This is a genomic window from Wolbachia endosymbiont of Drosophila baimaii (genome assembly GCF_028982185.1).
Lineage (GTDB): Bacteria > Pseudomonadota > Alphaproteobacteria > Rickettsiales > Anaplasmataceae > Wolbachia > Wolbachia pipientis.
This window is the reverse complement of sequence record NZ_JAPQLE010000105.1, coordinates 1-6,840: the sequence shown is the minus strand read 5'-3', so window position 1 is coordinate 6,840 and position 6,840 is coordinate 1. Positions and strand designations below refer to the sequence as shown.

Annotated in this window: 5 protein-coding genes and 1 pseudogene; 3 read left to right on the top strand and 3 right to left on the bottom strand. The window is 35.8% G+C overall.

The window, feature by feature from the left end; translation table 11 throughout:
- A pseudogene (locus tag OZD66_RS03520) lies at positions 1-782 on the bottom strand (IS4 family transposase); the annotation flags it as partial.
- 470 nt (positions 783-1,252) lie between these two features.
- On the opposite strand from OZD66_RS03520, the gene OZD66_RS03515 reads away from it, so the two are divergent.
- Positions 1,253-2,176: an RluA family pseudouridine synthase gene (locus tag OZD66_RS03515; RefSeq protein ID WP_006279888.1), complete on the top strand. Its 924-nt coding sequence runs from the start codon at positions 1,253-1,255 to the stop codon at positions 2,174-2,176.
- A 7-nt stretch (positions 2,177-2,183) separates the two neighbouring features.
- Here OZD66_RS03515 and OZD66_RS03510 read toward each other — a convergent pair whose 3' ends face one another.
- A complete protein-coding gene (locus OZD66_RS03510; protein ID WP_182366800.1) occupies positions 2,184-3,446 on the bottom strand; it encodes an MFS transporter in 1,263 nt (420 codons plus the stop codon).
- 61 nt (positions 3,447-3,507) lie between these two features.
- Positions 3,508-5,310, bottom strand: a complete 1,803-nt coding sequence (aspS, locus tag OZD66_RS03505; RefSeq protein ID WP_182366796.1) for an aspartate--tRNA ligase — start codon at positions 5,308-5,310, stop codon at positions 3,508-3,510.
- A gap of 196 nt (positions 5,311-5,506) precedes the next feature.
- Here aspS and OZD66_RS03500 point away from each other — a divergent pair, with 196 nt between their 5' ends.
- Together OZD66_RS03500 and ccmA are read left to right on the top strand one after the other, a co-directional pair.
- Entirely contained in the window at positions 5,507-5,938 is a 432-nt protein-coding gene (locus OZD66_RS03500; protein ID WP_174515653.1) for a hypothetical protein, read from the top strand.
- 3 nt (positions 5,939-5,941) lie between these two features.
- Positions 5,942-6,565, top strand: coding sequence for a heme ABC exporter ATP-binding protein CcmA (gene ccmA / locus OZD66_RS03495; protein WP_182366792.1), 624 nt, complete (start codon positions 5,942-5,944; stop codon positions 6,563-6,565).
- Positions 6,566-6,840 lie beyond the last annotated feature (275 nt).

Below are 6,840 nucleotides of genomic sequence, written 5' to 3'. Positions count from 1 at the left end.
TAGTTTCTGACATATAATTCTTACTCTAATTTTTGCTTCTTTTCCTAACAATACTTCGTTTTCTAAAAATCTCTAAACATTCTAATAACTCCATTTTTTGATTTGTTTCTACATCATATACGTTGGTATCGACGACTTATGAAATAAGCTCCTATTTCATTGATTTGTTTAAAAGAACTTGGCACAAAATAACCGAGATCAGATATTAGCAAATCATTGCTTGATATATTACTTAAATGTTTCCTATATCCCTGGTCTGATCTTATTCCCTCCGTTAAATTAAGTTGGTCTATTATCTGATTCATGTAATCGAAAACTAATTGTAACTTTATTCTAGACTTAGTATTGCTTTCATAGCCACTGTAGCTAGTACCATAACCTTTATACATCTCTTCCATACTGTTAGGTAGAGTAATATAGCTACTGTCCAATAATTTAACACTATTAAATTGCTGTAAGATTTTGCAATCAACTTGCAAGATATTTTTAAAGAGAACCACAGATTCATTATACATCCTTTTCATAAATTCCACTGCTTCTTCAGTAAATCTAAAATCCAAACCTTGTTTTGTTATATCTATCGAGTCCTCGTTTAGTAATTGACACATTGTTTCTACGCTACAATTATCAACCCCTATATTACCCAAGACTATGACTTTTACGAACGATGAGCCTTTTAGCTTTCTCTTTCTTTTTATAAACCTTGTTGTAATTGAGATTTTGTCTGCTTTTTCATTAAAAAATTCTTTGAGCTTTTTTGATAAGCAAGTTATTTTATTCATTGGTTCTCTCACTAAAAGTACATCTGGGAGAACTTATACCTTATTATTCTATCTCTTTCATACCTTTATTTCCTTAACTTGACGCGTATGGTATAGTAAACGATATCATCCAAATAGCTCCTTCTCCCGTCATCCAAGTGCCCTCCTTTTTTTGTCATCCCAGTGCTCTGACTACTTGGATCCAGCTGAGTTGGTGAGTATAAAAGTATATCTAACGCAAGCTCTACGTCATGCCGCCGCGAACCGTCATACCGCGATTCATTCGCGGTATCTCTAGATCCCGCTAACAAGCAGCGGGATGACGGTTGTCAGGCTAGCTGTCATCTCAGTAGTCTCCTTCTCCTGTCATCCGAGTAGCTGACACTGGTTCCTTTATGACGGCAGTAGCCCCTTCGGTGTCATTCCAGTGCTTGACACTGGAATGACACCAATAATTGACATTTCACTAGATATTCATTATAAATAATGGAATGCTACAAAGTATAAAAACCATATTAATAGAAGACGATAACGTTAGGCTGGATAGGTACATCAGAAGAATCTTTCCTGATCTAAAGCAATCTGTAATTGAAAAATCTTTAAGGAAAGGATTAATCAAAGTTGATGATTGCAAAGCAAAGTCCAGTGATAGAGTAAATTCTGGGCAAACTATAACGCTGAAGCACTTGAATTATATTGAAAACGCTAATTCTGATCGCAAATATAATGAAAAGTTAGTGAATCTACTAAGAGAGAACATATTATATGAAGACGAATATATACTAGCTATAAACAAACCCGCAGGGGTCATCGTTCAAGGTGGCGTAAAAGTAAAGATTAGCATGAGTGATTTGCTTGACCAAATAAGAGAGGGAGAAACATTTAAAATTGTCCATAGGCTAGATAGAGATACGAGTGGAGTGATAATATTCGCACGCAACGCTAATGTTGCCAGATACCTTATGGAAGAATTTAAAGGACGAAGAGTAAAAAAAACTTATTTAGCATTAACTTCTGGCATACCGAGCAAGGATAGTGGAACAATAGACTATCCATTGGTGAAAAAATATGTTTCAGGTCAAGAAAAAGTGGTCGTTGATGAAAATTCACCTCAGAATGCCACTACGCATTTTTCAATTATAGCAAAATCCAAACACAATGTTGCTTATTTAAAATTACAACCAATTACCGGCAGAACCCATCAGTTACGTGCACATTTAGCTCATATAAATTGCCCTATTCTTGGTGACGGTAAATATGGTGGTAAAAAAGCTTTTATTGATGGGATAGCAAATAAAATTCACCTTCATTCGCATTCTTTATCTTTAAAACTGCCAAACAATAAAGAAATCACTATCACTGCTCCTATCACTAAACACATCGAAAAATCCATTGAAGCGCTATTTTTCGACTGAAACGATTTCACCAATCAACTTTTCTGTCTTTGGCTTTAATTTGAAGCACAGATATTAGGCTAATTAATGCGCAGGCAGTAAGATAAATGCCTGCTGCAAGTTTTGTTTCGGTTTTTTCTATAAGCCACATGCATATGGATGGAGAAAGGCCACCAAATATTCCTGCAGATATGTTATGTGTGAGGCTAAAGCCCGTGCACCTAACTTTCGTTGGAAATAACTCGCAAGCAAGAGAATTATATATTCCAAAAGATGCACTTATTGGTATGGTTATTAGCCAATAAGTGGGCGTTATAACATAGTGGTTATCATAGGACAGTAGCGAAAATGCCGGTAAGCTAGCGCAAGCTAATACTATTAGTACAGGAACCATCACGTTTTTCTTCCCAACTTTATCAGATAACGTTGCGAACAACACTGCAGATGTTCCAAATATAATTTCGCTTATAATTCTTACTACATTTTTAATATCGATGCCTGACAGGGTAAATTCTTTTACAGATATGTTGTAAAACATGATTGCTGAATAAACGATTGCATTTTGAGCAATACCAAGTCCAATTGCTATCACAAATGCTTTTTTATAGTCCCTGATTAACTCTAAAAATGGAGAATTAGATAAGCTTTTATTTTGATCGTGCACTTTATATGCTAAGCTCTCTTCCATTATATATCTTGTTAAAAAGCCTATTATGCCCATAATGAAGCAGAAATAGAAGGGCAACCTCCAGCCCCAAATTTCATAATTTTCACCTGTAAACTTTTTGCAAACAGCTATCATTACAAAGCATGTAATAGAACCAAGAGCACCACTAAAAGCTTTCATGCTACCTAAAAAGCCTAGATTTTTTTTATCGCTTGAATGCTCTATTAAAAAAGCTGAATTGATACTTGTTTCTCCACCTGCTGCCATTCCTTGTGTTATTCTACAAAGCAGAAGCAGTATAGGAGAAAATATTCCTATTTCTTTAAAGCTTGGTATAATCGCAATTGCAGTAGATGATATCGAAGCTAATATTACGGAAGTCAGCAAAATTTTCCTTCTGCCGTATTTATCTCCAATGTAACCAAAAATAAATGCACCAAGTGGTCTAAATCCAAATCCAATTGCAAAACTACCAAGAAATTTGATTGTGCTTAAATAATCGCTTTCTGAAGGAAAAAAAACATTGCTTATTATATGTGTTAAAACTCCAAATAGAGTTAATTCATACCATATAATCATGTTGCAGATTATGCCCGATAGTATTGCCTTTTGGATGTTAGTCATAATCTTTCGATTTAACATAACCTAATATATCATTAACCGGTGCTCCTTGCTATAAGATTTTTCACTCAATGATCTGCAAAGACAACTCACGTAAATGCTTATCCTCCACCTTGGAAGGAGCACCCATTAGAACATCTTCACCTTGCTGGTTCATAGGAAAACAGATTACTTCACGAATATTTGGCTCATCAGCAAGCAGCATAACTATTCTATCAACTCCTGGTGCTATTCCACCATGAGGAGGAACACCAAATCTGAATGCACGTACAAGTGCACCGAATCTTGTATCAACTTCTCCCCGGCTATAACCTGCAATGGCAAAAGCTTTATACATGATATCCAGTTTGTTATTACGAATCGCCCCACTTGACAGTTCTATTCCATTGCAAACAAGATCATATTGGTAAGCAAGGATATCCAGTGGATTTTTGTCCTCTAAATCTTTCAGACCACCGTGTGGCATGGAGAATGGGTTATGAAAGAAATCGATTTTTTTACTTTTATCGTCATATACAAAATATGGAAAATCAATGATCCAACAAAACTTGAAGATATTATCATCTATAAGACTGAGTTCTGACCCTAAAAGAGTGCGTACTTTTCCTGCAATGTTTGCCGCCTCATTCTCTTTGTCAGAAGCAAAAAATACACTATCTCCTGGCTCTATGTTTGTTGCTTCTCTTATGTGGTTTAGCCTATTTTCATCAAGAAATTTAGCAATTGGGCCTTTCGCAGTTCCATCTTTATCAAACGTTATATATCCGAGACCCTTAGCACCGAATTCTTTTTGCGCATGTTCTATCTTTTTATCAAAGAAGCTGCGTGGTTCCTCTGCTGTTTTAGGTGCAGGGATGGCTCTCACTACCATACCACGCTCAATATTGCTTTTGAAAATATTGAACCCTGAATCACGAAAAATTTCTGTAACATCGCTGATTAATAGTGGATTGCGCAGATCTGGCTTATCAGAACCATATTTAAGCATTGCTTCTTTATATGTAATACGTGGAAAATCTTTATCAACAGACTTACGAGAAAATTTAGCAAACACTCTATATAAGGTAGACTCAATAATCTGAAAGATGTCTTCTTGAGTTACAAAAGACATTTCAAGATCTAGCTGATAAAACTCTCCCGGAGAACGGTCAGCCCTTGCGTCTTCATCACGAAAACACGGTGCAATTTGGAAATATTTATCAAACCCTGAAACCATGAGCAACTGTTTGAAAATCTGCGGAGCTTGTGGCAATGCGTAGAACTTGCCAGGATTTAGCCTGCTTGGCACTAGGTAGTCGCGTGCTCCTTCAGGAGAGGAAGCAGTGAGTATTGGAGTTTGAATCTCTAAAAATCCTCGCTCTATCATGAGCTTGCGGAGCTCTGCAATAATTTGTGAGCGCAAAATAATATTGTTGCGGACTTTTTCACGTCTTAAGTCAAGAAATCGATATTTAAATCTCATGTTTTCTGGGTATTCTTGCTCGCCGGTAATGCTTGCCAATATACTTCTTTCTTCTTTTGCTATTTCTTCATCAAAGTGGAACTCAACTTCCGACTCAACGCGCAAATTGTTGACTATCACCTCGATTTCTCCGGTAGAAATAGAGCTGTTTACCGTATCTTCAGTTCTAGCTTCAACTATTCCTGTAACAGTAATTACACTCTCCAATTTTAAATTTGATATCTCATCAAAAAAGTCTTTGTCATTATTAAATACTAGCTGAGTGATTCCGTAGAAGTCTCTTAAATCAACAAAAATTAGGTTACCATGGTCGCGCTTACGATATAACCATCCAGAAAGGGTAACTTCCTTTTCTACGTCGTTCTTCCTCAGTTCATTGCACGTATGAGTTTTACAGCAGTTCATATTTGTTTTACTTCTAAATTCTTTAAGAAGTATAGAAATAAACCTTATTACATACAAGCCCGTTCGTCAGATATTTGCGCAATTTTCGAAATAGAGCAGTACTGCTTTTATATTGTCTTTACCCGCAAAAAAATTGCACAATTTCTATAATTATGGTATAACAGCAAGGGTATTTTTAATGAATTAGATACAGGAAATGCCACTTACACAGATCATATTATATAGCGTAACATTACTTGCTGTAGCTGCAGTATTTCTCTTTTTGAGAAAAATATACAAAAATCGCATTAGAAAAATCATATTTCCTAGAAAAGTTTTTAAAGAAGAGTGGGAAGAAGACAGAAAATTCAATGAATTATATCAAAAAAATAAGCAAAAAGAGTTGATGAAACAACAAGAAACGCTACGCGAGAAACAAAAAGATGTGCAAGTTTATAAAGAAGATCCAGAAATAGTTGACATAGCAAAACCGGTAGGTAAATGGACAAAGATGGTTATGATGGGTAATGGTTTAATGCAGCGTTTTGCACAATTGATACATAGAGAAGGCGGACAGAAAGGATTTTGGGAGCTGTTTGTAAAAGCTCAGGCTTCAACTCAAGGTAAACATAAGGGGAAGGGCAGATAATCCATGCTTGAATGTGAAAATTTATCCTGCGCTCGTAATAATAAGGTACTATTTAAGAATCTCAGTTTTAAAGCTGAGCTAAAATCAAAGATTCTAATCACTGGTCCAAATGGTAGTGGTAAAACCAGCTTAATTAGAAGTTTATCTGGACTTTTACCGCCGGTATCAGGCAATATAAGGCACTGCGGAAAAGATATATATGATGATCCAAAATCCTATATACCTTCTATGGTCTATATAGGCCATAAGAATGCCTGTAAAGATAGCTTAACTGTTGCTCAAAACGTAGAATTCTGGGCAGGAATACGAAATACTAGAGAATTGATTGTGGCAGCTATTTGTTGCTTGCAGTTGCAACCTGTACTTAATATTAGATATGGCGAACTTTCTGCAGGCTGGAAAAGGAGAGTTGCGCTTGCTCGCCTCTTGATTTCTAATGCAAACGTTTGGCTGATAGATGAACCATTTTGTAATCTTGATAGTGCAACGTGTGAATTAGTGCTGAACCTAATCTCAATACGCTCTGAGCAAAATGGTATAGTAATTATTACAGGGCATAGCTCTACAGAGCAATTTTGTGATTTTACAACGATCGATATACGCGATTTCAATAGACTTCTTGCATAGTTTTTGGCAACAACTGTTATAAACAAAAACTTCCTTGACAAACTTCGCCAGCCCCCTTATCATAAACACTGAAGCTATTTATTTATCTTCTCTGTACAGATTAAATGACAAAAAAACTCACGTATCTGGCGTCTCGTGTTTAATTTTTTGCACTATGTGCACTCTATGTCTTTATTAAATTTCTAGGTTTTTACCTACACAAGCTGAAATACGCTTATAAAGCATTTAAAACATTAAAAAACGCCAACTTAAAAAATGGATAGTGAATAACTAGC